The following is a 26,204-nucleotide window of genomic DNA, read 5'->3' as shown; positions in this document are numbered from 1 at the left end:
TGCCTTGCTTGATGATTGCTTGCGTTCTTTCCAATCTAAATACTTAAATAAGATGGTGCGGCGAATGCCGGCAAAAGAACATAATAACGGTCGAAAAATCTCTAGTAACAAGGCTTTTAAAAAAGTCATTGTGATTAAACCTATTGTTAGTACAAACTTCTCTGTTTTGATTAAGGATTGCATCTTGCATGTTAGCTCAGGCTTTCCATCACGGAAGAGCCTCAAACCAACACACTGGATGCAACGGATGATGCTGGCTTATTTTGCTACCAAATAATTTGGTAGTTCCATAAATGAATCCATCACCACATCTGGGTTGTAATCACGAATATCTTCACCATGGTTATAACCGTAAGTCATACAGAAGATATGGAATCCAGCCGCGCGAGCCGCCTTAACATCCGATTGTGAATCACCTAACATCAAGGCATTTTCAGGCTCAACACCCATCAACTTAGCCGCATGCAACAATGGCATTGGATGTGGTTTTTTCTCAGCACAAGTATCACCAGAAACCACAACCTCAAACAAATCATATAGGCCTTTGTCTTTCAATAACGGTACAGTGAACGCTTCCGCCTTATTGGTCACGCAACCAACACGGTAGCCATTCTCTTTCATCCACTTGATCCCTTCCAACACACCTGGGTAGACACTTGAACGGATTGCGTTGTTATCTTTATATAGTTCCAAAAAGATTGGATACGCTTTGTCCATTAAGTCTTGATCAGGCATACCGTCAACCGAATTGACTAAGGCACGTTCAGTAAGGCGTTGAACCCCGTTACCTACCCAGTCACGTACCGCATCTTCACCACGAACCGGCATATCCAGTTGCTTCATCATCTCATCAACACAGTAAGCTAAATCTGGCACACTGTCGATTAACGTTCCATCTAAATCGATTAGAACGAATCCTGGTTTAAACTTTTCCATAATAATTCTCTTTTTTAAATCCTTGAAACCCAAGCTTACGCACAAGTTTCTTAATGTAGCCCCATTCATTCGATGGGTTTGGCTTCCCTAAAACCACAAAACGCCAGCGTCTCGAATGAGAGCGCCAGCGTTCTGGAAGAAAAGCTAAGAACAAAACCTTTACCTGCGTTGATTAACGACTGTAAAGGTCTCTAAAAATTACTTAACTTTTGCAAGCTCATCACGCATTTGCTTGATAACCGTGTCATAACGGTTAGCATCAGATGCGTTAGCCTTACCGAAGATTCCAGAACCAGATACAAACGTATCACAGCCTGCAGCAGCAACTTCAGCGATGTTCTCAACTTTAACACCACCATCGATCTCTAAACGGATATCACGTCCAGAAGCATCAATTAACTGACGTGCTTGACGTAGTTTTTCTAACGCTTGGTCGATGAACGACTGTCCACCGAAACCAGGGTTTACCGACATGATTAAAATCATATCGATTTTATCCATCACGTGCTCAAGGTAAGACAGCGAAGTGGCTGGGTTGAATACTAAACCGGCCTTAAGACCCGCATTTTTGATTAACCCTAAAGAACCATCGATGTGCTCAGAAGCTTCAGGATGGAATGTGATGTAATCCGCACCCGCGTTAGCGAAGTCACCGATAATGCGATCAACAGGCTTAACCATTAAGTGAGCATCGATAGGTGCATTAACACCTTCTGCAACCATAAAGTTCTTTAAAGATTCGCAAACTAATGGCCCGATGGTTAGGTTAGGAACATAATGGTTATCCATTACATCAAAATGCACTACGTCTGCACCTGAAGCAATCACGTCTTTAACGTCTTTACCTAACTGAGCGAAGTCAGCAGATAAGATTGAAGGAGCAATCCAATTTTCTTGTTTAGCCATGTTTACACACCTTATAAATAGAAATGTTTAAAAAATAATTCGTGCATTTTAACAGTATCCATTAAAATGGCAAAAAATCTTTACCAAAACCTTATCTATACAACGGTAATAGCGAGCACTCTATGCGTAAAAATAAAGAAGATATTCTAGATAACGAAATACTGGACGAAACTGAATTTGCCGACATGAGAACTCAAGAAACAAGACCGATGCGAGATAAAATCTTAGGCGACGTCATTCATATCGTCGAATACATTGGTTTACTTGTCATCACTATCGCGACCATTTTTGCCGGTGCGGGTGAAATAACCCATATGATTTCGGCCCGAACGGTAACGCTGGGTGACTTGCTATTGCTGTTCTTATACCTAGAGGTTTTGGCGATGATTGCCATTTACCTAAAATCAGGTAAATTACCGATTCGTTTTCCAATCTATATTGCTATCGTCGCCTTAGCTCGACTGCTTATTTTGGACTTAAAATCGTTATCCGAATGGGAAATGATTGCCATTGCAGGCACAATTACCTTACTTTCTGTTGCCATACTTATCTTACGATATGGTCACATCAAACTCCCTTACATTATCAATCGCCGTAAAGACGATTAATCAACCTGATTTTATAGGACTGAATATGCAAGCACTTTATAAATCTAGCCTAACGAGCCTACCATTGATTGGTTCTGGTAAAGTTCGAGATATCTACGACATTGATGACAAGCACATGCTCATTGTCACCACGGATAGAATCTCAGCTTACGATGCCATCCTACCAACACCAATCCCTGGCAAAGGCCGCATCCTTACTGAAACAGCCCAGTTTTGGATGAGAAAAATGCAAGATATCGTGCCAAATCAGCTGGCTGAAGAGATGAACCTAGCGGACTACCTGACAGCGGATGAGCTTAAGCAGTTAAACGGTCGCGGTATGATTGTCAAAAAACTTAAGCCATTACCGGTGGAAGCGATTGTACGTGGTTACTTAGTGGGCTCAGGCTGGAAAGAGTATAAAAAATCCCAAAGTGTCTGTGGTATCGAATTACCTAAAGGTTTAAAACAAGCCTCTCAATTGCCTGAGCCTCTATTCACGCCATCGACCAAAGCGGAGCAAGGCGACCATGACGAAAACATCAGCTTTGAACAACTGGTTAAAATCATGGGTGAGGAGAAATCCAACAAGGTGCGCGATTTAAGCATCAAACTGTATAAAGCCGCCGCGGAATTTGCTTTAGAACGCGGAATCATCATCGCCGATACCAAGTTTGAATTTGGTGAAGATGATGAAGGCACTATCTACCTGATTGATGAAGCCTTAACGCCTGACAGTTCGCGTTTTTGGCCGGCATCCAGCTATGAAGTGGGCAGCAACCCACCGAGCTTTGACAAGCAGTATATTCGCGATTACCTAGATAGCCTAGATTGGGATAAAAACCCAGCGACAGGCCCTGAACTTCCAGAAGAAATCGTCTGTAAAACTTTTGAGAAGTACCAAGAAGCGCAATCGCGTCTCATGGAAAACCTATAATTCAAGATGAATGATTCACCAAATAAAACCACCAGGCCTGGTGGTTTTTTTATTACGGGTACCGATACCGATGTGGGAAAAACCTATATTGCAGGTTGTGTAGCCCATACCTTAATCCAACAGGGTTACCGGGTTACACCACGTAAACCCATTGCTTCAGGCTGTATCAAGCAAGCCGATGGCAGCTTATTGTGCGAAGATGCACTTTTCTTACAGCAATCCTGCCAATCAAACGAATCATTGCAAAGCATTTGTCCTAATCAATTTGAACCGCCTATTTCTCCTCAAACCGCCATACAACAAGCAGGCCTGGTCATATCGACTGTAGATTTAGTACAGGCCTGCCAACCTGCCCAAACGTTACAAGCTAATGAAATTTTAATGGTTGAAGGTGCTGGGGGGTTTTATTCTCCATTATGTTCGGATGGTTTAAATAAAGATTTGGCGACAGCCTTAGATTTGCCTGTCATTTTGGTGGTAAAAAACCAACTAGGTTGTATCAACCATACGCTGTTAACCTTAGCCGCGATTGAACAAGCCGGGCTACAAACCCATGCGATTATCTTGAATTTCTCTGCTGAGAAGAATCATGCAAAAGACCTAGACAAATGGACTACGCTGCCAATCTTTCATATTCCCTTTTCTCCGTCAAAGACTCTTATTGAGATTCCAGGCTTTATCTAAACTCCAGAGTCCTTACTCTCTTTACGCCCTTTACTCTTTAAGCATCGATTAGGCGCACAAAACTCACCATTGCTAAAACAACCAGGCCTGGTTACTTTTAAAAGCGACCAGGCCTGTTCATTTGGCTTTAATGTTTGACTTTAAGATTTGGTTTTAACGTTTTCCAGAATCAAGTACCGGCAAAACCCAATATTGACACTCCATTCGAGGATGATCCATTTTAAGGTATTCTAAAATGGCTTGATACTCATCTTCTGTGGTACGAATCTCGATTTGTACCTTTGCCAAATAGCCGGCAACCTGCTCCTTAATCCCTTCCAACTCATGCTCGTTACTGTAAGAACGAATGGACGAGGTATTAAATGCGATCTGTGCCGATGGATAAACCAACAAGCTATCCGATACCGAAGAAAAAACGCCTTCATCCACGACTAGTTTCAACATCACTGCAGACATTTTAAGCTCCTTTTTTTAGATAGTTTAACTGGGTACCTTGACCAAACAATCGATAGAAAATCGGCAAGATAAGTAACGTCAACACAGTGGATGAAATCAACCCGCCAATCACCACGATAGCTAATGGACGCTGAATTTCAGAGCCTGGCCCGGTTGCAAACACCAATGGCACCAAACCTAAAGCGGCAATACTCGCGGTCATCAATACCGGACGCAAACGACGCATCGCCCCCTCAACCACCACTTCGGTAATGGAAATCCCAGTCGCGGCCAACTGGTTGAAATAAGAGATCATCACCACACCGTTCAACACCGCGATACCCAACAGGGCGATAAAGCCCACAGAGGCCGGTACAGAAAGATATTCACCGGTTATCCACAGGGCGGTAATCCCACCTATCAGCGCAAAAGGCACGTTGGTTAGAATCATCGCGGCCTGCGGTACCGACTTGAAAGTACTGAATAAAATGATGAAAATCAACACCAAAGCGATTGGCACCACCACGGCCAATTTGGCCGCGGCACGCTGCTGGTTTTCAAACTTACCACTCCATTCAAAGTAGTAACCTGCAGGGATATTCATTTTGGCCGCTTTCTGTTTTGCCTCTTCAACAAAACCGACCAAATCACGCCCTTTAACATTTGAGACCACCACAGCAAAACGTTTGCTTTGCTCACGCTGGATAGATACTGGCCCTTCCACTTCGCGGGCATCAACCAACTGGCTCAATAAAACCGTTTGTCCGTTCTCTAAAGCGATCGGCTGTTGCAACATCTCTTGTTTTGATGACTTATAGGCCTCAGGCGCCCTCACCATCAGCGGAATACGGCGAATACCCTGGTATAGGATTCCCGCTTCAAAGCCATTCACCTGAGCACGCAGGATATTTTGAACATCGTTCACACTCAAACCGAACTTGCCCGCCATCTCTTTATTGATATCAAGCTGCAAATAACGTAAACCCTCGTTTTTAGGGGTAAAGACATCTTCAGCGCCGTCAATTGAACCGATGGTTTCTACCAGTTTTTTGGCGACTTCGTTCAGCTGCTCTGGGTCATCCCCAAACACCTTAATCGCCACATCACCACGCGCACCGGTCAACATCTCATCCACACGCATTTGAATCGGCTGGGTAAAAGCGAAGTTCACTCCTGGAAAATGGTTCTCCAACGCGGTACGAATCTCATCAATGAGAGCTTCTTTGGTTTCCATTCTCCACTCTTCTTTTGGCTTAAGCACCAAGAAGCTGTCGGTATCGTTCAACCCCATCGGATCCATCCCCAACTCATCAGACCCGACACGAGCGATAATACGGCTGATTTCTGGAATGTTCTTTAACAGAAACTTCTGCACCTGTTTATCGGTATTGACCGTCTCTTTCAGACTGATGGCAGGAAGCTTTTCAATCTGCATCACGATATAACCTTCATCCATCTGCGGAATGAAAGTCTTACCCACTTGGGTATAAACAAATCCGGCAAACAGCAAACCCAGTAACGCGATAGAAATCACCTTTTTACTGTTCGCCAAACTCCAGGTCAACACCGGGCGATATAGCTTAAGCAACTTCTCAATCAACCAAGGTTCTTTATGACTTGGTTTACCCAACATAAATGAAGCCAGGGTAGGAATAATGGTTAACGACAGAATCAAAGCACTACCCAACGCAAAGATAATGGTTAAAGCGACCGGTACAAACAACTTACCTTCCAAACCTTCTAAGGTCAGTAGCGGTAAAAACACCGTCATAATAATCAAAATACCCGAGATAACCGGTACGGAAACCTCTTGTACCGCACGGTAGATGATATGCAGTTTCGGCAGGCCTGCACGGTCGTTTTCTTGGTGGGTCACGATGTTCTCCACCACCACCACGGCGGCATCGACCAACATACCGATGACGATGGCCAGCCCTCCTAATGACATCAAGTTAGCGGACAAGCCAAATTGATTCATTAAAATGAAGGTCAACAAGGCGGCCAACGGCAGAATCAAAGCCACAGTCAAGGCGGCACGCAGATTCCCTAAAAAGACCAGCAACACCAGAACCACCAGCACCACCGCTTCGGTCAAAGCGCCGGATACGGTTTCAATCGCTTGTGAAATCAAGTCCTTACGATTATAGAAAACATTCAGCGAAATCCCGGCTGGCAAAGCGCGTTCAATATCCGCTAGACGGGTTTCAATCCCGGAAACTACGTCACGGGCATTTGCGCCTTTAAGCGCCATGACCAAACCCTCTACCGCCTCATGGCCATTTTGGGTAACCGCACCGTTACGGTACAGCGAATCCACTTCCACTTTGGCTAAATCTTTAACGTAAATTGGGCGATTGCCTTGAAAATCGACAATGATGTTTTCAATATCGTCAATATTGGTCAAGTTACCCAACGTTCTGACCAACAACACTTCTTCACCTTGATTGACACGCCCAGCCCCATCGTTTTGGTTGTGGGTTTGAATCGCTTCGATTAGACGGGCAAGCGAAATTTGAAAAGTGCTTAGCTTGTTAAAGTCTGGCTTAACGGCGAATACACGCACATCCCCACCCAGCGCATTCACATCCGCCACACCGGGAACGGAACGCAAAGCGGGACGAATCACCCAATCCAACAGATCGCGTTTTTCCATATTGCTCAATGTATCGCCATCAATGGTAAACATAAAGATGTCACTTAGCGGAGTCGATAACGGAGCCATACCTCCGGTTACCCCATTAGGCAGGTCGACACCGTTCAAACGTTCGGCAACTAGCTGGCGTGCCCAATAGATATCGGTACCTTCAGCAAAATTCAAGGTAATATCCGCAATCGCATATTTGGCCAAAGAACGCAGTAAGGTCTCTTTTGGAATGCCTAACAACTCTTGCTCTAGCGGCGCGATGACACGTTGCTCAACTTCCGTCGGCGTCATCCCCGGCGCTTTAAAGATCATTTTCACCTGAACAGGCGACACATCCGGAAAGGCATCGATTGGCGTTTTTTGGAACGCCATCCAACCACCCGCCACCAGTGCGAAAATCACCAGTAGCACAAAGATACGCTGGGTTAAGAAAAACTGAATCAATCGGTTCATGAGTTACTCCTCACCCTCTGCCATCAAACTGTTCTTCAAGCTCGAAGTACCATGCACCACCACCAGGCTTTGGGCATTTAATTCCGCCGCATTCCGTGGTAAGAAATAAAGCTGGTTATTTTGGGTTTGTAAAACGACAACCTCTACCGCTTTGATTTTATCGCCCTGCTTTACAAACACCATCGGAACATTATCAATACGGGTTAAAGCCCCCATTTGCGATTTGAAAGCGGTTTTTTCAAACTGAAATTGCACTTTGAACATCTGACCAGGCTTGATTGCCGAATCGGCATTATCAAAACGAGTATGTACCCCAATCGACTGGGTCATCGGATCGACAAACTCAGAGATATGCGCAATCTCACCGACTTTCTCACTGCCCACCAAACTCACTGGTTTGCCTTCTTCAAGAGGATTCCTATCATCGACTGGCACATCCACATCAATGACAATCGGATTGATTTTAGCGATACTGATCACAATCTCTTGCGCCATTAACCGTTTGCCAAGCTGAGCTTGCAAATCGAACATTTCCCCAGTTACCGGCGCTTTTATCTCAAATACCGCCGATTGCAGTTTTTGAGTATTTTCAAGCTGTTCAACCGAACTTGGATTCATACCGATGTACAGCAAATTCTGTTTCTGTTGCGCCTTAACTTGCAGTAACTTTTGCACACTCGCTTCCAGCTGTTGGCGCTGTTTACTGGAAACCGCACCACTCTGACTCAGGGTTTTGGCACGTTTCAATGCCGCCATTTGCGCTTTCAAATCCGCTAAGGTAGCAATCAACTCACTTTGCAATTTTAAAAGTTCAGGGCTTTGCACCAGGGCAATCACATCGCCTTGCTGCACACTGCCATGAAAATGCGGCAATTCCATGATTTGGCCGTCAATCGGCATAGTGACAGCGTAACTTTGATTATGCGGCACAATGCTTTGAGCGACATACTGACGGCTAGGATAACTGGCCACTTGCTCAACAGGCTGGGTTTCTATCGATAACGCAGCCATCTGCTCGGCATTTAACGTGACGTCGGGAATGGTTGCCGTTTCCGCTTGAACCTTAGGCAGATAAAGACTCGCCGATAATGCCAGTGTGACAGTCAAAGCGGACACCAACTTTGAGAACGGTGCTTTCGTCTTGGCAAAAGCAGCTGAGCGTGCTGAATGAGCTTGGGTCTGAGATGAAGTTTGCATTATAGAGAGTCTCCTGCAATTTGATTATGTTGAGCAATGGCTTTATTCAATTCAATTTCGGTCAAGGACTGTTGCAACTTGCTGTTTAAAAAGTCCTGTTGGGCATTCACCAAGGTTTGGATATTACTTTCACCGGCTTTATAGGCCTGAGTGGCAAGCTGCAAGGTTTGTGTCGCAATTTGTAACTCTTGCTGCATTAATGAGAGTTTTTGCTGTGCAAGGCTAATCTGCTGTTTAGCCTTTTTTAGTTGGTTCTCTAACACCATCTGATAACGTTTCACTTCCGCCTGTTTTTCTAAAAACGCGGTTCTTTGCTTTGCGGTTTCCACTTTTTTAAGTGGGCTACTACCTAAAGGATAGGTGATTTGCGCGTAAAGGGAGTTATTGGCGCTGGTCGCCTTGTCTTCTTCCTGAAAGCCACCGAATGAGAAGGTCGGATTATCTTTTTCGGTCGCTTTAGCTGTTTGGTACTCGGCACCCAATACCGCCAATTGCGCTTTCAACCGGTTCAGTTCTGGATGCTTTTGCAAATCCACTTTAGCAATGGTTTCTGTCAATGGGCTCGGCAACTCTTGAGTGTTGGTCCAGTATTGATATTGCTGGCGGTTGGATTCGAGCATGCTTTGTAAGTTCAAGCGTTGTGCCTGCGCATTCAATAAGGCTTTATCCGCTAAAAGCGCATCGATCTTTGGTTTCTCTCCCACCTTGACCAAGGTAGCAATCAAGTCATTAAGTTGTTGTGCCTGTGCCACCGATTGCTCGGCGATATCCGCTTTGACTTGGCTTTCTTGATATTGCCAAACCAAGTCACGCAACTGACCCGAAGCTTGCCATTTGAGATACCAGGCCTGGTAACTATTTAAATCGGCCAAACCTCGCGCTAAATTTTGTTGGCTTTGTGCCTGACCCGGCAACCATAATGGCATTTCCGCACCAATATGCCATTTTTGCTTTTGCAAATCACCGGTCAAAGCATCATTCTCATGGGCGACCACTAAATTCGCATTACCCGCAAACCAACTGTCCGCACTCTGACTCACGGTAGTTTCCAATTCACCATAGGATTGTAAGGCAGCTTGTTCTGGTTGCTGTTGCTGAACGTTTTGCAATAGCTCGGCATAGGTTTTGGCTTGTGCGGGGAAACTGAATACCAAGCCTGCTGAAAGCAGACCAATAAGACGATATGCATGAATGTTTTTCATAAGGTGTTCCTAGAGTATTCGATAATGACATGGATTCTAGAAAACGAAACTGAAACGAAACTGAAAATTGGGATAAATATTGAAAAAAAATTATCACTTATTATTAAAAATAAGCGATACCTTGAGCCCTCCGTAAGCAGAGTGTGCAAATTCAATTTCGGCAGAATACGCCTCGACCAAATCCTTAACGATAGATAGACCAATGCCATGCCCTGGAGTGGCCTCATCGGCACGGAAACCTCGTATCTGGATATCCGTTAACGCTTGTTCGGAAACGCCTGGCCCATCATCCTCAATCGTAATAGCAACCTTTTTTGCATCGGCTTCAAAACCGATCCAAATTTGATTGTTACTCCATTTACAAGCGTTATCCAAGAGATTTCCGAATAACTCAAAACCGTCTTCTTTTTCAATGACCAAGCCAGGCAAGTCGGTCAAACTCGATTCGATTTGCAGGTTTTTAGCTTGATAAAGCTGCTTTAAGGATTGAATCAGTTCTTCCATGTCCGCTTGCCAATCAAAACGGTTCGACAAAGGGGCGTCGGAAGCGATTCGGGCTTTTTTCAACTCCCTCTCAATCAGCTGGTGGATTTTATTGAGCTGTTGCTGAACCTGACGTTCAACCAATTTGAGTTTTTCCGGCGAAGTGTCTTCTCTAATTTGTTCCAATAGCTGAAAGGCTAAATTTAGCGGCGTTTTCAATGCATGTGATAAATTCGCATTAGACTGACGTGAAGACCTGAGTTGTTTGCCCGCTTGAGTCAAAGCGTGGCGTAATGCCTCGATTAATGACGCCACCTCTTTAGGATATGGCACATCCTCAATATTCAACTGATGGGTCAACTCCAACTCTTTGAGCTGTTTCTCTAATGGGGACAATTGTTTGAAGGTACGCTGTAATATCCATTTTTGTAAAAAATACAGTATTAACAGAGTCACCAAAGCAAAACCACCAAACAACCAATCAAACCGCTTCAAGCTCTGCTGGATCGGCGAGTGATCTTCGGCGATATAGATAGTAACCGGGTGATTGTTTTTACTTTGCTGACTGGCTTGAATCAATAACTTTGAACGCTTAACATCCTTACCTTCGGTAACTAAAGGACCTAAAGTTTCATAGACCATCTCGGTGTATTTATGGCTATCCCACTCTGGAACAAACAACGGGTAACCGTTTAAAGATGGAGAGTAAAAGGTTTGCTTCTCGACCTTTACCACAAAATAATGCCCGGAATTCACTTGAGAGTAGATTGGCTCAAGCCGTTCGAAGTCCAACACCCATCGACCATTCTTCAAATGCAAATTTTTGACCACCGCATCGCTATCATGGCTCAAACGTGTAAGTACATACTCCTCGGCAACTTGATGGATGGTCGTAAATGAAAGCCACCAAAACAGGATGAAAACTGCGGCGACACTCAATCCCAACAACACAGACAACTGATGTTGCAATGATTTCATTTGTTGACCTCAACGGTGTCGGACAAGGTCAATCGATAGCCTTGTCCCCTTAAGGTTTGAATTGACTCTTTACCTAAATAACCGCGTAGACGACGGATATAGACCTCGATGAGGTTTTCATCTTTTTCCTGTGTGCTATCGGAGATTTTTTCAAGCAAAGCGTGTTTGGAAAATATTTGTTTAGGGTGGCTAAACAGAGGAACCAACAGATGGAATTCCGTGGCTGTCAACAGCTGGACAGTTTCATTGATTTGTAACGATTTTGCCTCGGTGTCTAAACAGACGGATTGTAAACCGGCGAGATGTGTCGGATGAAAACAGATAGTGGAATCTTTTGGCTGATGTCGTTTTGCCAGACTTTCTATACGTGCATGCAGCTCTTCAAAATGAAACGGCTTGCCCAAATAGTCATCCGCCCCCTTTTTCAATCCCTCAACCCGTTCCTGCCAAGAGTTACGTGCTGTTAAGACCAGAATAGGCAGCGTTTTCTGAGCTTGGCGAATTTTTTCTAAAACAACCAGGCCTGGTAGTTTTGGCAGACCCAAATCTAAAATAATCAAATCATAGTCATGCTCTAAAGCGAGATAAAGCCCCTGCTCTCCATCTAAGGCACTATCTACAATATAACCTAACCGCTTAAAGCGACTCTCAAGGTTCTCGACCAACAGAGGTTCATCCTCAACAAGCAGTAACTTCATAACGCTCCCTTGATCAGTGGCGGTTCTTTAAGAACGAAACAACCTTTTCTCGGCATCTTCCAGGTTATCGACAGAAACCTTAAGATTATGTAAACGGCCATCTTTGATTGCATAGATAAAACCGTGGATTGCCAGCGGTTGACCTTTTTTCCAAGCATTTTTAACCGCTGGAATATGACAGATATTACGCACTTGCTCTTTCACATTAATTTCGCAAAGCTTGTCGAGTTTCTGCTCTTCACTTAGGCCTTCGAGCTCTTTTTTGGCTCTGACCAGATACTTACGAATCGGGCGAATCCAGTGGTCAATCAGGTCGGGGTTGTTTTCATTGAAAGAGGCTTGAACCCCTCCACAACCGTAGTGACCATTGACAATAATGTGCTTAACTTTCAACACTTCCACCGCATACTGAATGACCGACAACACATTCATGTCCGATGAGTTGACCAAATTGGCAATGTTACGGTGTACAAAAATAGTGCCCGGATCCATCTTAACCAGTTCATTTGCCGGTACCCGGCTATCAGAACATCCAATCCATAGATACTCCGGTTTTTGCTGGTGAACCAAGCTTTCAAAGAAATCGGGATCCGCTTCATTGATTTCATCAACCCATTCGCGGTTATTTTTAAAAAGCTGCTCAATATCTTGGTTACAGTCACATTTGTCGCACATATTTTGTCCTTTACTTTTCTTGGCTGGCTTCTGTTTGCTTCCAAAACTTCATGATAATCAGCACGGTAAATATCCCCGAAAAAAACATAAACCCCATTGCTGGCCATAAACTATACAACACTTCCCACCCTTGGCTAACCGGAATATTGATGCCATCAATCAATTCGTTCAATTGATACTGCTCGATTGAACCCGAGAGATAGAACAGCAATATCGCCATGATTGCGAGGATGAAAATACACATTTTTTTTGCTCTTTTAATGAATTTTAGGCAAAAAAAATGCCCGTATGTAATAAGGGCATTTTATAGTGTTTAGCTTGATGAATAAACCATTAATCCGATTCGCCTTGCGAAACTCCGATTTGATAAGCTAATAACAGAGCGGATTCTAATGATAAATCTGTACCATCTTGCACACGTAGAGCAATGTCCGCCATCAGCATTTCAGGCGTGACCTCATTACAGGCCTGTACAAATTCATCCATGGAAATTGGACCGTTTTCTAAAAAACGCGCCACATAACCTTCAGCCGCAACCACTTCTATTGGGCAGCTCTCCATCATGTCAAACATATAAGAGTAGGTATCCACGCCATTACGCTCGGCGATTCTGCGTGGTAATGCATAATAAAAAGCCGTCATGTCGCCAATATGCAAAGGCAATTTAATATCGGCTGAAAGGTTATGCTCCTCACCCTTAAAGTGAAACACCATCTGTACACTAATTTTATTTGTCATTAATGTTCACCTTAATGAGTCAACTTCATAAACACTTGCGGTAATTGCTCAGGCAACTTATCGACATGGTCGATAACCGTATACTGGCTACCGAAGATATCCTCTACATACTCATCCGCTTTAGGATCCAGCGTAATGCAGTATGAGTAGATTCCACGACCTTGCAACTCTTCCACCGCTTTATGGGTGTCTTTAATTAACATCTGTGGATCTTTAGTATCAATATCCGCCGGCTCACCATCGGTCAATATCAGCATCAATTTCTTCTCGGCTTGCTGGGCTTCCAGATAATGCGCCGCATGACGCATCGCCGCTCCCATTCGAGTTGAGTAAGAAGCTTCCATAGCACTGATACGCGCTTTTACATCATCGCAATAGTGCTCCGAATAGCCCTTAATGTGTTGATAACGCACTTCATGTCGAGTATCCGAACTGAAACCTGCAATGGCAAATTTATCACCAAGTTGCTCAACTGTCCAGGCGGTAATCGCCAAAGCTTCCTGCGACAACTCCAATAAAGTTTGTCCGGTTTCCTTATTACGTTCGTTCAACGACTGAGAAGTATCCACCAACAACATCACCGCGATATTACGACTATCGGTTGTATGGCTATAGTTGATACGAGGATCTGGCGCTTGACCACTCTTGAAATCAATAATCGAACGTAAAGCCACATCTAAATCAAGCTCTTCACCTTCCTCTTGGAAACGAATACGCTTTTTATTTTGTGGCTTGAGCATTTCAATCATTTTCTTCAAACGTTTGGCAAGCCCTTCATGCTTCTCCATCAACTTATCCACCTTGTTGGCGCTGGTTGACGGATGTAAACGTTCATAGACCGTAGCCCAATCAGGACGGTAGGTTTCCGAGAGGTAATCCCACTCATCATAGTGACGTGGTGGCAAGCTATCAGCTGTGTCCACGACCTTCTCATCAGACTGATACTCATTCGGTACAATCTCATCGGCCTCATCATACTCTTCGTAATGATGCCAAATATAGCGGTTATCATCGCGGTAACTGACTTCGGTATCATCGAAGAAAATATCCGGCAAACTATCTGAAGATTGCTTGCGCGCCTTTACATAGAATTTAGTGCCCAACATCGCCATATCTTGTGTGGTGGAATCTTCACCCTTCTCTTCCATAATGGCGTGGAACTGCTGACGAAAATCTTCTATCAGAGTATTCTCTGAGTTAAAGTTTTCATCCAATAGTGCACGTGATAAGCGTGTCGCTCGGTATCGCAAGCAGGACTGTTTTTTATCATCACACGCACCTTTTTCAGGATATGGGTGTAACGCTAAAAACAGTTTCTTGAACCCCGGATACTCTTTCATCAACAGATATTCAACTCGCGAGTCTTCAAAAATGGAGACAAACAACTGCATGTGTGGCGCGAAGTTATCGGCCATCAACTTACCTGACCAACGCTTATGCGCCATGATATGTCCAAGCATCGCGCGGTAACGGTCCTTTCCACTCACCCCATTCTCTTCGTCGTAGACATCGGGAACGGCAATCAAATCTTCGTCTAAATACGGTGTAGGCACACGAATTTGATCAAAGGCGGTTGAAAACACCGAAAACGGCAGGTCACACTTCCACATGGATTCTTTGAGCATATCCATATGACGTTCAACGTCTTTGAAAGTGGTTCCTTGACGTTCACGCTGAATGATACTTTTCGCATCGTGAGAAGTTAGACTGAAATATTCAATCTGCTGGTCCGGACTTGACTGGTAGTTGCGTGCACCGTAATCAATGAAGTTACGAATCCCGGTCAAACACAGCTTTGAGATCAGTTGCGGCATATTCTCCAACAGCGCGATCATGCCAGGACTTTCATGGATAGAGTGATGCCCATGAATAACCGTTTGGGTTTTATCGACATACTCGTCAAGAATATCAAGATATTGCTGAAGGTCTTCAACTCGGTCTATGCGTCGGCAAACATGTCCCAGGGTCGCTAAAAAAGGAATCAGGGCTTTCTTATTGGGACTGCGAGCCAATTGATAGCTGTAATCCGCTATCATTTTATTGGTGCCTTTACCAAAGTGTGCGGCAATTTCCGGCATCACTTCCATATAGACCAAGACCGGTTCAACCCCTTGCCCGATCATGCACAAAAAGTTAGCGCCATCAAGATACGCCTCAACCCCTTCCGGGCTTAAGGTGTGAACGGCATGCTCGATAAAATCCGGGAAAAGCTCTATCGCTTTTGGAAATTTACAGGTAAATTTATGTTGGTATTCGGCAAATAATTCTTCATTCATAATATTTCTCTAAATTACCACGAAGGCACGAAGACACGAAGAATAAAACTTTTTAGGAGAGCCTTACAGACTGAGTAGAGTAACCACGAGACACCCTAAAATTATTTAGGCTAATTAAACTTCGTGTCTTCGTGTCTTCGTGGTTATATGAATAAACTAATTCTTAACCAAATATCATCTCAATCGCATTATCCAGCGTTTCGCGAATATCCGCATCATCGGTGATTGGACGGACCAGCGCCATCTTACATGCCTCAACTGGAGCAATTCCCTGATTGATTAAGGTCGCAGCATATACCATTAGACGTGTCGAGATACCTTCATCCAAACCGTGACCTTTTAAGTTACGTGCTGTTTCACCAATCTTAACCAACTTATTGGCGGTATCTCGGTCAACATTCCCTTCTTTCTGAAGAATGTGAGCTTCAACATCCGGTGCCGCGTAATCAAAATCCAAAGCACAAAAACGTTGTTTAGTTGACTGCTTAAGGTCTTTCATCAAAGACTGATAACCAGGGTTGTAAGAGATGACCAATTGGAAATCTGGATGGGCTTTGATTAACTCACCTTTCTTATCTAAAGATAGTTCACGACGGTGATCCGTCAGAGCGTGAATCACCACCATAGTGTCTTGACGTGCTTCAACGATTTCATCTAAATAACAAATCGCACCATAGCGTGCCGCCATGGTTAATGGACCATCGACCCAGCGAGTACCGTTTGCGTCCAGCAAATAACGACCTACCAAATCAGAAGCGGTGATATCTTCGTTACAAGATACGGTAATAATCGGCTTACCTAGCTTCCACGCCATGTGTTCAACAAAACGTGATTTACCACAACCTGTTGGCCCTTTTACCATCACTGGCAAACGTGCTGCATAAGCTGCTTCGTAAAGCTCTATTTCATTTGATTGAGCATCGTAAAATGGTTCATTATCAATTTTGTATTGTGAAATATCCATGTCTGTTCCCCGTAACATTAATGGTTTGTTGAAAGTGATTTAACACTGTATTTTATGTATAAAACATAGTGGTAAATAACCTAGTATTTAGGTAGGTAATAAATGACGTGTTAAAAAAAACCCCTGCCCGAAGGCAGAGGTTTTTAAAGTATTCACACTATCTCATTGATAGGCAAAGTTGCTTGATTTGCGATGAGGGCTAGGCGGTTAATTGACCCGTAGCGGAGTGTACATAAGTACATGAGCAACGGAAGCAATTAACCAACACCGCCATCGCGTAAATCAAGCGGCTTTGGCATCAATTATTTATGAACACCTAATTTCTCTCTCCAACCTGGGTAGATTTTATCTGCATCACCAGGGAAAGATTCGAACGCACGTGCAAATTCGTTATGCTCTTTAGCATATTCGATTGGGTCTGCACCAGACTTCCAGCAGTCATATGCTTGAGCCAAAGACTTAGCACCAGCAGCTGGAGAATCGATGTGACCGTAAGAACCACCACCAGAAGTGTTGATTACGTTACCGTGACCTAGGTTTTCGAAGAAACCAGGTAGACGTAGAGCGTTCATACCACCAGAGATGATAGGAGTAGTAGGCTTAGTGCCGTTCCACTTCTGGTAGAATGCTGGACCTTGAGCTTCATCACGTTCGATCATGTATGCGATGTTACGGTCGTCTGCACCACCTTCCATCTTACCGAAGCCCATTGTACCCACGTGGATACCAGAAGCACCCTGTAGACGAGAGATCTTAGCAAGAACGAAAGCAGTATAACCACGCTTAGCAGAAGGAGAAGTAATCGCTCCGTGACCTGCACGGTGATAGTGTAGGTACTGAGAAGCGTAGTTACGACGAGCAGTAGTAATCATACCTGGACCACCAACATAACCATCAACTAGGAAAGCAACTTGTGGAGCGTTAGGTCCGAAAGCTTCTAGGATGTAGTCTGCACGGTAGCACATTTCGTGGTGATCGTCTGCAGTGATGTTAGCTGAGAAAAGCTTCGCTTCACCAGTTTCATCTTGAGCACGGTTCATCGCGTCAACAACTAATGGGATAACTTTTTTCATTGGACAGAAAGTTTGGTTACCTTGTGGCTCATCGTTCTTGATGAAGTCACCACCTAGCCAGAACTGGTATGCTGCGTCAGCAAATGGCTCAGGACGTAGACCTAACTTAGGCTTGATGATAGTACCAGCGATATAACCACCGTTCTCTTGTGGACGACCTAGCATTTTCCACATGTTAGAGATATCTACTGCTGGGCAGTCAAATAGGTGTAATTTAGTTTCTGGAACCCAGAAGTCAAACATCTGAAGGTTTTTAACATCACCCATACCTTGGTTGTTACCAATAGCAAGAGTAAGGAAAGAAACGATCATAGTCTTACCATCGATACCGTTACGGTCGAAAAGATCGAACGGGTATGCAACTTTCATGATGCCTTCAGCTTCATCGATGTGATAAACCATCGCATCAACACCTTTAGTGAAATCATCAGTAGTACATACTTCAACGTTAGTACCAGTTGAAGATTCAGCAGCAATGTGAGCTGCAACTTCTAGGTAACCGTAACCAGCAGCTGGTTCCATTGTATAAGCCACAAGAATGTGGTTTTGACCTGCAATCAGATCTTCTTCTTTCAAAGACAAGTCAGCATAACGATTAGACTGATCCATTTTTCTTACCTCAATTTTGGGGCTTGTGACTAAATTCACTACCCTTTATGTATAGTTAAACCATAAACGTTTGTTTATATAATTGTGGTTTAACCCCGAAATACAAGAGGCTATTATAGGGAAAGAAACAATAACTTCAAATCAATAATTTTGATTGTTAGTATAGATAATAAGCAATAGGATTTTTAAATTTGATTGAAACATTCCAATAATAGAAACGTCATGAAACGGTAATATATTTACTTTATGATATTTTATCTAAAACTCATTAAAGGCTTTTTGACTCAGCTTCTCACCCTCGATTCTCAATAGCTCAATCATTTTCTCGGCCGCAATCGAAAGCACCTTTCCTCGAGGATAAGCCAAATACCAATGACGATTAATTGGAAACCCCTTAACATCAAGAATACTTATTCTTCCTTGGGTGATCTCTTCCATTAACGTTGGAACCGAAGCCACTGTAATCCCCAAATTTTGCAACAGCCCTAAACGGATTGCCTCATTACCGCCTAAAACCATTTTAATTTGCGGTTGAAATTCAAACTCCTGAAACACCTTTTCAACTTGGGAACGAATCCCGGATCCGGTTTCTCGCATCAAAAAGGGTTCATCCGCCAAATCTTCTATATTCAGTTTTTTACCAACCAAAGGGTGATTGCTATTGGCCACAAACGCCAACGGGTTGACCGCTAACTGAGATGACTCAACATTCAGTTCTTCGGTTGGCTGGCCAAGCAAGTAAAAGTCATCGACATTTTTTGCAATTCGATCCAACAAGGTCTCTTTATTACCCACACGCAACAATACCGTGACATCAGGGTACGATTGGGTGAACTCATGAATCACCTTCGGCACGAAATATTGAGCGGTAGAAATAACCGACAAACTGACACTGCCTCCAGAAAAACCTTTGAGGTGGTTGATCTTTTGCTCAGCTATCGACAATTGATTGAGAATGACATTTGCTGAATCGTATAAGACCTTACCCGCATCCGTTAGATAGACTTTTCGGCCAATCTGTTCAAATAGTGGCGTCTCCAACAAATCAACCAGTTTTTTCACCTGCATAGACACGGTTGGCTGGGTTAGATGTAATTCTTCCGCGGCTCTGGAGAAACTACTGTGTCGAGCGATACTCTCAAACACCTGTAGCTGTCGTAAGGTTGCACTTCTGGCTAGTAGAGATATTTTTTCAGGCATAATCCCCCCAAAGAGAACTCAAGAAATTAACGGGTATCGGACATAACCAAGAGTTTATTGATATCGACATTCTTTAGAAAATCCAGGAAAGCTTCAGAAGCCGGAGTCAATGCCTTACCAGTCATCTTGGCGACATACCAATCACGGGTAACTGGAAACCCTTCAACATCCAACACATCTATATGTCTATAACGTGTTTCCAATCGAATGGCTTGTTTCGGCAAAACAGAGATACCCAGGCCTGCCATAACCGCTTGTTTGATACTTTCAGTACTTCCCAACTCCATATATGGCTCGACATGGATACCATTCTCTTCAAACCTATCCATGACTGAATCACGAATACCCGAACCTTTTTCTCGCATTAAAAAGCGCTCATTGGCAATATCTTGAATAGGTATCTTCTTCTCTTTTGATAAATGATGCTTTGGCGGTGCCGCGACCACTAATTCATTTTGAAAAAATGCAAACGCCTCCATATTCAAATTTTCAGGCACTCGCCCCATGATCGACAAATCATATTGGTTTTGCTTTAGTTCATCCAAGATACGACGGCGATTGATAACCGTGATAACCGGTTTGACATCAGGGAAACGGTTTAAGAACGCTTTCAATATATAAGGCATAAAATATTTAGCCGGAGTCACCACCGCTATCTTAAGCTCGCCATCCACTCTGGCCTGATCAGATTTAATATGTGCGTTTAAGTCTTGAAGCTCTTCTAAAATCTTCTGGCAACTCTTGAACATACGTTCACCAGGCCGGGTCAAAAACAATTTTTTACCGACAACTTCAATTAATTTCACATCATTATTCTCTTCAAGACGCTTAACTTGAATAGAAACTGCCGGCTGTGAAAGATGTAATTCTTCAGCTGCTTTTGTGTAACTTTGATTTCTAGCAACCGCTTCAAAGATGCGTATTTGCTGGGCTGTAACGTTTAAATTATGCATTTAAATAACCATAGCTATTGTAAGTATTTGTAGTTTCTGGGTTTTTATTATATACATTTGTTTATGATTTACATAAGAGTTGATGAATTGCCAGATTAGAACTTTCTGAATAACATGGGCAGCAACTGAAAACGACGGGGCGTTTAACAATCCAAACACGATTTCAGATTTTTAAGTTTTATTTAACCCTAAATGAGGTAGAACATGGCTAAGACTTACAATGCCGGTGTAAAAGAATACCGCGAAACATATTGGATGCCAGATTACGAGCCAAAAGACTCAGATTTTCTAGCATGTTTTAAAGTAACTCCACAGGATGGTGTACCACGTGAAGAAATCGCAGCAGCTGTTGCGGCAGAATCTTCAACAGGTACTTGGACAACTGTATGGACTGACTTGTTAACTGACCTTGACTATTATAAAGGTCGTGCGTATAGAATTGAAGATGTTCCTGGTGACGATACTTGTTTCTACGCATTCATTGCTTACCCAATTGACCTATTTGAAGAAGGTTCAGTTGTTTCTGTAATGACTTCTTTAGTTGGTAACGTATTCGGATTTAAAGCATTACGTGCTTGTCGTTTAGAAGATATCCGTTTCCCACTAGCATACGTTATGACTTGTGGTGGACCTCCACACGGTATTCAAGTAGAACGTGACAAAATGGACAAGTATGGTCGTCCAATGTTAGGTTGTACTATCAAGCCTAAGCTAGGTCTTTCTGCTAAGAACTACGGTCGTGCAGTATATGAGTGTCTACGTGGTGGTCTTGACTTCACTAAAGATGATGAAAACGTAACTTCACAGCCATTCATGCGCTGGAGAGATCGTTTCCTATTCTGTCAGGAAGGTATCGAGAAAGCTCAAGCTGAAACTGGTGAGAAAAAAGGTCACTACTTGAACGTTACTGCTGGTACTCCAGAAGAAATGTATGAGCGTGCTGAATTCGCTAAAGAGATTGGTACGCCAATCATCATGCACGATTACCTAACTGGTGGTTTCACTGCTAACACTGGTCTTGCTAACTACTGCCGTAAGAACGGTCTATTGTTACACATCCACCGCGCAATGCACGGTGTAATCGACCGTAACCCACACCACGGTATTCACTTCCGTGTTTTAACTAAAGCACTACGTCTATCTGGTGGTGACCACTTACACTCAGGTACAGTTGTAGGTAAGTTAGAAGGTGACCGTGAAGCAACTCTAGGTTGGATCGATATCATGCGTGATTCTTTCATCCCTGAAGATCGTTCACGTGGAATCATGTTCGACCAAGACTTCGGTGCAATGCCTGGTGTTATTCCAGTTGCATCTGGTGGTATCCACGTATGGCACATGCCTGCTCTTGTTACTATCTTCGGCGATGACTCTGTTCTTCAGTTCGGTGGTGGTACTTTAGGTCACCCATGGGGTAACGCTGCTGGTGCAGCTGCTAACCGTGTTGCGTTGGAAGCTTGTGTACAAGCTCGTAACGAAGGCCGTGAAGTTGAGAAAGAAGGTAAAGACATCCTTACTAACGCTGCTAAAGATAGCCCAGAACTTAAGATCGCTATGGAAACTTGGAAAGAAATCAAGTTCGAATTCGACACAGTTGACAAGCTTGACGTTAAGCATAAGTAATTGATAATTAGGAGTATATACCAATGAGTGTACAAGATTACCCTTCACGCGTTTCAGATCCTAAGTCACGTAAGGCAGAGACTTTCTCTTACCTTCCGTCTATGTCTGCGGATCAAATCAAAGCTCAAGTTCAGTACATTATCGATAAAGGCTGGAACCCAGCTATCGAACACTCTGAACCAGAGCGTGCTACAGACTACTACTGGTACATGTGGAAATTACCGATGTTCGGTGAAACTTCTGCAGACGCAGTACTAGCTGAAGTTGATAACTGCATCAAAGCGAACCCAAATAACCACGTTCGCCTAATCGGTTACGATAACTTTGCACAGTCTCAAGGTGCAAACATGTTAGTTAAACGTGGTGATATGTAATATCCCTCGTTAATTAACGAATTGTCACACAAGCCGCAAGTCTTGTGTGACATCCAAATTCCGGAAAAGGCCTACACAATTGAGTTTAGGCCTTTTCTAACCAAGTTTACTAAATTGAATTCTTACCTCAATTAGTAACACCGGTTAGCCGGCCCCGAAACTGGCTAACCACCCATTCCTTTAGACTTATTCATTTCACTAAAGTGAATAAATCTAAAAGTTTGAATCCTTTTGTAATTATCTCGTTATCGGAGAAAAGATCATGTCAGAAATCAATGCAATAGACCCTTCACAGTACATCATTAAAGATGAACCTTATTATCGCCCAGTTGCAGACGAAGTTGAATTGTTCGAATCGGGCTATGCATCAAGAATGCCGATTATGCTTAAAGGCCCGACAGGTTGTGGTAAATCACGTTTTGTTGAATATATGGCGCATAAATTAAATAAGCCATTAATTACCGTTGCCTGTAACGAAGATATGACTGCCTCGGATCTAGTCGGTCGTTTCTTAATCGATATCAACGGAACTCGCTGGCAAGATGGTCCTTTAACAGTCGCTGCACGTATCGGTGCCATCTGTTACTTGGATGAGGTTGTTGAAGCGCGTCAAGATACTACGGTTGTTATTCACCCGTTGACAGACCACCGTCGCATTTTACCTTTGGATAAAAAAGGCGAATTAGTTGAAGCACACCCTGACTTCCAGTTGGTTATCTCGTATAACCCTGGCTACCAGTCAATGATGAAAGATTTAAAACAATCAACTAAGCAGCGTTTTGGTGGATTCCGCTTTGATTACCCAGAAGAAGCGATTGAAGCAGATATCGTAGCGAAAGAAGCTGGAATTGATTTGGCGACGGCTGAAAAGCTAGTTCAAATTGCACAGCGTTCACGTAATCTTAAAGGCCATGGTCTAGATGAAGGTATGTCTACTCGTCTATTGGTATACGCAGGACAGTTAATCAATAAAGGTGTTGATCCTAAGAAAGCATGTACTATGGCACTGGTAACACCATTGACTGACGATGACGATATCTTAGATACCCTATTAACAACGGTCGATACATTTTTTGAATAAGAGTTGATTCTCTCTTACCAGGCCTGGTAACAACCAGGCCCAAGCATAAAATGTAAAGGATAATGTTATGAGTTTTGATCTAGAAGAAGTCAAAGCATCACTGATTAAAAGCATCCCTCAACTTGAGGACATGCTTGACGCTCTGATCCAAGAAGCTTCTCACTACATGAATGAGCACTCTCGTGAAGAGTGGCTGGATAACGCCAACGCCATTGCGTACCTTGGTAAAGGTCAAGATGTTGTTATCAGCTATCTTGAAGCGGTTCCTCAAGTCATTGCAAAAGTGGATGATGAAATTCTGGATGATATCCATGAAACCGTCATGAAACTTTCATCGGTTATGTCTGGTGAAGTTATTTCGCTGGTTTTAGACTCATTACCGATGGTTGCGGAAAAAACCCACGATATTGATTTAACAAGACAATATCTCGCCTTGATCTACCAGATTGGTTCTAAAACACCACGTGGTATGCGTCCGATGCTTTCAAACATGGACGACATGATGACCAAGGTTACCGTGTCGGGCTTACGCCGCTGGGCGCAATGGGGAGCGCAAGCACATGCTCGTAATTTCCCTGCGCAAATCAAATACTTTGGATTGGAATCAGAAGATTCAAAAGCCGTATTCCAGCAACAACGTAAAGGTTCATTGTTCATCGACTACCATCGACCAATCAACTTTTATTTACGTGCGTTTTGGGCGCGTGATTTTTTCATTCGTCCTGCAGCGGCTGACTTTGAAGACTTCAAACCCTACTTCCAAAACATGGCATTGCACCTACCGGATGCTTTGAATGATTTAGGCGACGTTAAAGGTGGTGAATTGTATCGTGCGATGGCGGCTCACTTGGCGTCACACCTGGTGTACAGTAAAGCGGCCATTTCAATGGAACAGTTGACTCCTCAGCAGATGTTCTTTATTGAAATCATTGAAGATGCCCGTGTTGAATACAATGCCATTAAAAACTTCCCAGGCCTAAGAAACCTGTGGATGAAAGTCATTAGAGCGAGTCAAGAGCAGACCGATTTAGATCCTAAGTCAAATGCTTATCGTCTTGAGCAGCTTGCAATCAAGTTGATGAACAAAGACTTCGATTTGCAAGATGAGCAGTTGATGATTGTTGCCGACAAGTTCTATGCTGAAATCGAAGACAATCTCGACAATGAGAAATGGTCATGGGATTTAGGAATTCTATTACATAACGTATTGAACATTTCTACCAATAAATGGGTTTCTTTAACCGAGTTGAATAAACAGCGTTTTGGCTACCGTGATGACAACCGTTTCGTTTGGGCGTCAGAAGAGTGGGCGGAGATGGAAGCCGGTTCATCTGGTTACCAAGAAACGGTGCGTAAACATGTATCCGTGATGGAAATGATCAATGAGATCGATTCCGAATTGGTTGATGTTGACCATGATGAGGTTTGGGTTTTAGGCTCAGAACTGATGCCGTATGAAGATAATGGTATCTCCTACAATGAGATGGAAGGGATAGAACCGGTTTCTGATCCTTATCACTATCATGAGTGGGATTACCGTGTTCAGCTTAACCGTCCAAACTGGGTAACACTGTACGAGCGTCGCGCTAAAAAAGGTGATCCAGAACTTTATAACCGTATTTTAGAGGCTAATAAAGGGATTGCCCACCGTATCAAGCAGATTGTTGATAAGTTGCAAGCGGTCGGTTTACAACGTATCCGCCGTTTGGAAGATGGTGATGAACTGGATTTGAATGCGTGTGTTGAGGCAATCACTTCAATCCGTATGGGACAAGAACCTGATCCAAGAATCACCATGAAAAACGTGATTCGTTCTCGTGAGGTATCGGTGGTCATCCTATTGGATTTATCTGAATCAACCAATGAAACCATTGCTGATACAGATCGCACCATCCTTGAGGTCACTCAGGAAGCTGCTATTTTAGTATCGCATGCGATCAATGGTATTGGGGATCAGTTTGCAGTACACGGCTTCTCATCAGATGGACGCCATGACTTACAATATGTGCGCTTCAAACAGTTTGATGATTCATTTGATTCTGAAGTTCATGCACGTTTGGCAGGTATGAAAGGTGGATTATCAACCCGTATGGGTGGTGCAATGCGTCATGCAGGACACTATTTACAACAGCAGAACAGTAAGCAAAAACTACTGCTGGTAATCACAGATGGTGAACCGGCTGATATCGATGAACAAGATGCTCAGTATCTTAAACAAGATGCTAAAAAAGCGGTTGAAGAGCTGCAGAGTAACGGGATTCATTCATACTGCTTAACGATCGACCAGTATGCGGATAAATATGTTCATAATATCTTTGGACAGAACCGTTATGCGATTGTTGATGATGTTTTGAAACTGCCTGAGAAACTGCCACAGTTGTTTGCCAACCTGACAACTTGATATTTTCAGTCAATTCAACTGACTCAACTAAAACCTTAGTCAGCCTCTGACTAAGGTTTTTTTATTTTTAATTCTGATAGAATTATCGAATTACAAA

Annotated in this window: 24 protein-coding genes; 8 read left to right on the top strand and 16 right to left on the bottom strand. The window is 43.4% G+C overall.

Annotated elements, in window-relative coordinates:
- Positions 1-64: 64 nt before the first annotated feature.
- Positions 65-277: a hypothetical protein gene (locus tag L6421_RS01600; RefSeq protein WP_237262232.1), complete on the top strand. Its 213-nt coding sequence runs from the start codon at positions 65-67 to the stop codon at positions 275-277.
- Here the strand turns inward: L6421_RS01600 and L6421_RS01595 are convergent.
- Both L6421_RS01595 and rpe read right to left on the bottom strand, forming a co-directional pair.
- The gene (locus L6421_RS01595) at positions 259-936 is read right to left on the bottom strand and encodes a phosphoglycolate phosphatase (RefSeq protein WP_237262231.1); all 678 of its coding nucleotides are present in this window, start codon (positions 934-936) and stop codon (positions 259-261) included. The genes L6421_RS01600 and L6421_RS01595 overlap by 19 nt on opposite strands.
- 198 nt (positions 937-1,134) lie before the next feature.
- Positions 1,135-1,842 carry a ribulose-phosphate 3-epimerase gene (gene rpe, locus L6421_RS01590; protein WP_237262230.1) on the bottom strand — a complete coding sequence of 236 codons (708 nt, stop codon included), beginning with the start codon at positions 1,840-1,842 and terminating at the stop codon, positions 1,135-1,137.
- A gap of 122 nt (positions 1,843-1,964) precedes the next feature.
- Between rpe and L6421_RS01585 the strand changes: the two genes are divergently transcribed.
- The 3 genes from L6421_RS01585 to bioD are packed head-to-tail and all read left to right on the top strand — an operon-like array spanning position 1,965 to position 4,050.
- Positions 1,965-2,450, top strand: a complete 486-nt coding sequence (locus L6421_RS01585; RefSeq protein WP_311195287.1) for a phosphate-starvation-inducible protein PsiE — start codon at positions 1,965-1,967, stop codon at positions 2,448-2,450.
- 25 nt (positions 2,451-2,475) lie between these two features.
- Positions 2,476-3,366, top strand: a complete 891-nt coding sequence (locus tag L6421_RS01580; RefSeq protein ID WP_237262229.1) for a phosphoribosylaminoimidazolesuccinocarboxamide synthase — start codon at positions 2,476-2,478, stop codon at positions 3,364-3,366.
- Between the two features lie 6 nt (positions 3,367-3,372).
- A complete protein-coding gene (gene bioD / locus L6421_RS01575) occupies positions 3,373-4,050 on the top strand; it encodes a dethiobiotin synthase (RefSeq protein WP_237262228.1) in 678 nt (225 codons plus the stop codon).
- Positions 4,051-4,203: 153 nt separating this feature from the next.
- Here the strand turns inward: bioD and L6421_RS01570 are convergent, their stop codons facing one another.
- From L6421_RS01570 to L6421_RS01505, 14 genes are all read right to left on the bottom strand, one after another.
- A complete protein-coding gene (locus L6421_RS01570) occupies positions 4,204-4,506 on the bottom strand; it encodes a DUF3240 family protein (RefSeq protein ID WP_237262227.1) in 303 nt (100 codons plus the stop codon).
- Position 4,507: 1 nt separating this feature from the next.
- Complete coding sequence (locus L6421_RS01565) at positions 4,508-7,582, bottom strand: efflux RND transporter permease subunit (protein WP_237262226.1); 3,075 nt, start codon at positions 7,580-7,582, stop codon at positions 4,508-4,510.
- Between the two features lie 3 nt (positions 7,583-7,585).
- Positions 7,586-8,779, bottom strand: a complete 1,194-nt coding sequence (locus L6421_RS01560; RefSeq protein ID WP_237262225.1) for an efflux RND transporter periplasmic adaptor subunit — start codon at positions 8,777-8,779, stop codon at positions 7,586-7,588.
- Complete coding sequence (locus L6421_RS01555) at positions 8,779-9,981, bottom strand: TolC family protein (protein WP_237262224.1); 1,203 nt, start codon at positions 9,979-9,981, stop codon at positions 8,779-8,781. The genes L6421_RS01560 and L6421_RS01555 overlap by 1 nt, the downstream gene beginning before the upstream one ends.
- A 93-nt stretch (positions 9,982-10,074) precedes the next feature.
- The gene (locus L6421_RS01550) at positions 10,075-11,442 is read right to left on the bottom strand and encodes an ATP-binding protein (RefSeq protein WP_237262223.1); all 1,368 of its coding nucleotides are present in this window, start codon (positions 11,440-11,442) and stop codon (positions 10,075-10,077) included.
- Complete coding sequence (locus L6421_RS01545; protein ID WP_237262222.1) at positions 11,439-12,140, bottom strand: response regulator transcription factor; 702 nt, start codon at positions 12,138-12,140, stop codon at positions 11,439-11,441. Before L6421_RS01545 ends, L6421_RS01550 begins: the two co-directional genes overlap by 4 nt.
- Before the next feature lie 27 nt (positions 12,141-12,167).
- A complete protein-coding gene (gene can, locus L6421_RS01540; RefSeq protein WP_237262221.1) occupies positions 12,168-12,815 on the bottom strand; it encodes a carbonate dehydratase in 648 nt (215 codons plus the stop codon).
- Positions 12,816-12,825: 10 nt separating this feature from the next.
- Positions 12,826-13,059, bottom strand: a complete 234-nt coding sequence (locus L6421_RS01535) for a hypothetical protein (protein ID WP_237262220.1) — start codon at positions 13,057-13,059, stop codon at positions 12,826-12,828.
- An 89-nt stretch (positions 13,060-13,148) separates the two neighbouring features.
- Entirely contained in the window at positions 13,149-13,553 is a 405-nt protein-coding gene (locus L6421_RS01530) for a hypothetical protein (protein WP_237262219.1), read from the bottom strand.
- Positions 13,554-13,564: 11 nt separating this feature from the next.
- Positions 13,565-15,829 (bottom strand): nitric oxide reductase activation protein NorD, encoded by a 2,265-nt coding sequence (locus L6421_RS01525; RefSeq protein WP_237262218.1) that lies wholly within the window; start codon positions 15,827-15,829, stop codon positions 13,565-13,567.
- Positions 15,830-15,992: 163 nt separating this feature from the next.
- Positions 15,993-16,793 carry a CbbQ/NirQ/NorQ/GpvN family protein gene (locus tag L6421_RS01520; RefSeq protein WP_237262217.1) on the bottom strand — a complete coding sequence of 267 codons (801 nt, stop codon included), beginning with the start codon at positions 16,791-16,793 and terminating at the stop codon, positions 15,993-15,995.
- Positions 16,794-17,095: 302 nt separating this feature from the next.
- Entirely contained in the window at positions 17,096-18,475 is a 1,380-nt protein-coding gene (locus tag L6421_RS01515; RefSeq protein WP_237262216.1) for a ribulose-bisphosphate carboxylase, read from the bottom strand.
- A gap of 258 nt (positions 18,476-18,733) precedes the next feature.
- The gene (locus L6421_RS01510) at positions 18,734-19,675 is read right to left on the bottom strand and encodes a LysR substrate-binding domain-containing protein (RefSeq protein WP_237262215.1); all 942 of its coding nucleotides are present in this window, start codon (positions 19,673-19,675) and stop codon (positions 18,734-18,736) included.
- Between the two features lie 26 nt (positions 19,676-19,701).
- Positions 19,702-20,628 (bottom strand): LysR family transcriptional regulator, encoded by a 927-nt coding sequence (locus L6421_RS01505; protein ID WP_237262214.1) that lies wholly within the window; start codon positions 20,626-20,628, stop codon positions 19,702-19,704.
- Positions 20,629-20,832: 204 nt separating this feature from the next.
- Here L6421_RS01505 and L6421_RS01500 point away from each other — a divergent pair, with 204 nt between their 5' ends.
- The 4 genes from L6421_RS01500 to L6421_RS01485 all read left to right on the top strand — a co-directional run bounded on the left by L6421_RS01500 (position 20,833) and on the right by L6421_RS01485 (position 26,107).
- Positions 20,833-22,251: a form I ribulose bisphosphate carboxylase large subunit gene (locus L6421_RS01500; protein WP_237262213.1), complete on the top strand. Its 1,419-nt coding sequence runs from the start codon at positions 20,833-20,835 to the stop codon at positions 22,249-22,251.
- A gap of 23 nt (positions 22,252-22,274) precedes the next feature.
- A complete protein-coding gene (locus L6421_RS01495; protein ID WP_237262212.1) occupies positions 22,275-22,625 on the top strand; it encodes a ribulose bisphosphate carboxylase small subunit in 351 nt (116 codons plus the stop codon).
- 262 nt (positions 22,626-22,887) lie between these two features.
- On the top strand, positions 22,888-23,706 hold the full coding sequence (locus L6421_RS01490) for a CbbQ/NirQ/NorQ/GpvN family protein (RefSeq protein ID WP_237262211.1): 819 nt from the start codon (positions 22,888-22,890) through the stop codon (positions 23,704-23,706).
- A 67-nt stretch (positions 23,707-23,773) separates the two neighbouring features.
- Complete coding sequence (locus tag L6421_RS01485; RefSeq protein ID WP_237262210.1) at positions 23,774-26,107, top strand: nitric oxide reductase activation protein NorD; 2,334 nt, start codon at positions 23,774-23,776, stop codon at positions 26,105-26,107.
- Positions 26,108-26,204: the final 97 nt, after the last annotated feature.

The sequence above is a fragment of the Thiomicrorhabdus immobilis genome, assembly GCF_021654855.1.
Taxonomy (GTDB): Bacteria; Pseudomonadota; Gammaproteobacteria; order Thiomicrospirales; family Thiomicrospiraceae; genus Thiomicrorhabdus; species Thiomicrorhabdus immobilis.
The sequence above is the reverse complement of the archived record's forward strand: the minus strand, read 5'-3'. Positions and strand labels throughout refer to the sequence as shown.